The organism is Desulfovibrio sp. OH1186_COT-070 (genome assembly GCF_003860215.1).
In the GTDB taxonomy this organism is placed as follows: Bacteria; Desulfobacterota; Desulfovibrionia; order Desulfovibrionales; family Desulfovibrionaceae; genus Desulfovibrio.
The window spans coordinates 1-1467 of sequence record NZ_RQYH01000081.1; the positions used below are offsets into that span (position 1 = coordinate 1).

At 60.6% G+C, this 1467-nt stretch carries 2 protein-coding genes; both read left to right on the top strand.

Annotation, left to right across the window (positions count from 1 at the left end; all coding sequences use genetic code 11):
- The coding region (locus EII23_RS11860) for a flagellin (RefSeq protein ID WP_260424713.1) at positions 1–125 on the top strand (125 nt) is incomplete at its 5' end.
- 521 nt (positions 126–646) lie between these two features.
- The coding region (locus EII23_RS11865; RefSeq protein WP_124793538.1) for a flagellin at positions 647–1467 on the top strand (821 nt) is incomplete at its 3' end.

Genomic DNA, 1467 nt, shown 5'->3' on the forward strand with positions numbered 1-1467 from the left:
ACGTGGACGTGGCCACGGAAATGACGCGCTTCGTGCGCAACCAGATCCTCACCCAGTCCGCTGTGGCCATGCTTTCCCAGGCCAACAGCCTGCCCCAGTTGGCCATGTCGCTCATCGGCAGATAGCGAACGCACTGCGCGCATTCCGGGAGCGCGCCCGGAACACGAGAAAAAGCCGACCCGCAAAAGCGGGTCGGCTTTTTTGGGGCTGGCTGCATTTTCATGGCCCTTTCTGCCCTTTCTGCCTTACGGGCGCCCCGAAACGCTCCTTCCCCTGTCAAATACATGACATTTTTCCCGTGCGCCCGACACACATCCTGCCCCAACAGACGCCACGCTCCTTTCCTCCGCATGACTGTGCATATCCTGCCTCCAAGACACAGCAATTTTTTCTGCATGGCTGGCACGGATCCTGCTTGTGGCAATGTGCAGGTTTTTTTGGGGAAAACCTTGCCGCCTGAAGCCACGAAACAGGCGGAAAGGCCCCGTCGTCTGGGGAATCCGTTGTATCGGGCAGGTACGTTACCGGAACGGATATCAGCAACAAAAAACCCGTCCGCGCTGACGGGGAAAAACGGCGGAAGCCCGCAGGGAAGCGGGCGCGCGCAGTGCGCCGCCGGGCAGCAGAACATTCATGGAGGAATGTCATGTATATCAACAGCAACCATATGGCAAACAATGTGGCCAATACCCTGACCAGCCATTACGGCAACCTCAGAACCTCAACCCAGCGTCTTTCCACGGGCCTGCGCGTCAACTCCGCGGCTGACGACGCCGCCGGCCTCGCCATCCGCGAACTGATGCGCACAGACATCGCGGCCCTGCAGCAGGGCGTGCGTAACGCCAACGACGCCATATCCATGATTCAGACCGCTGACGGCGCGCTGGCCGTTATCGACGAAAAGCTCACGCGCATGAAGGAACTGGCCGAACAGGCAGCCACCGGCACCTACGACTCCACCCAGCGCCTGATGATCGAATCCGAATATCAGGCCATGGCGTCGGAAATTACACGTATCGCCAATGCCACGGACTTCAACGGCATCCATCTGCTCAACGGCAACCTGTCTTCGGATACGCACGACGGTTCGGGTCTGGTTTCCACCGGCAAGCTCAAGGTGCACTTCGGCTCCATGAACGACTCGGCAGAAGACTACTACTACATCCAGATCGGCACGAGCACGGCCTCGGCCCTGGGCGTGGGCAACGAGGCCGCTCCGACTTCCCTGGCCTACACGGTTTCCACCCAGCAGGCCGCGCAGAGCGCTCTGGTGGGCCTGACCGAGGCCGTGGTCTCCAAGGACAAGATCCGCGCCCACCTCGGCGCGCTGCAAAACAGGCTGGAAAACACCATCTCCAACCTGACCACCCAGGCGGAAAACCTGCAAGCCGCCGAATCCCGCATTTCCGACGTGGACGTGGCCACGGAAATGACGCGCTTCGTGCGCAACCAGATCCTCACCCAGTC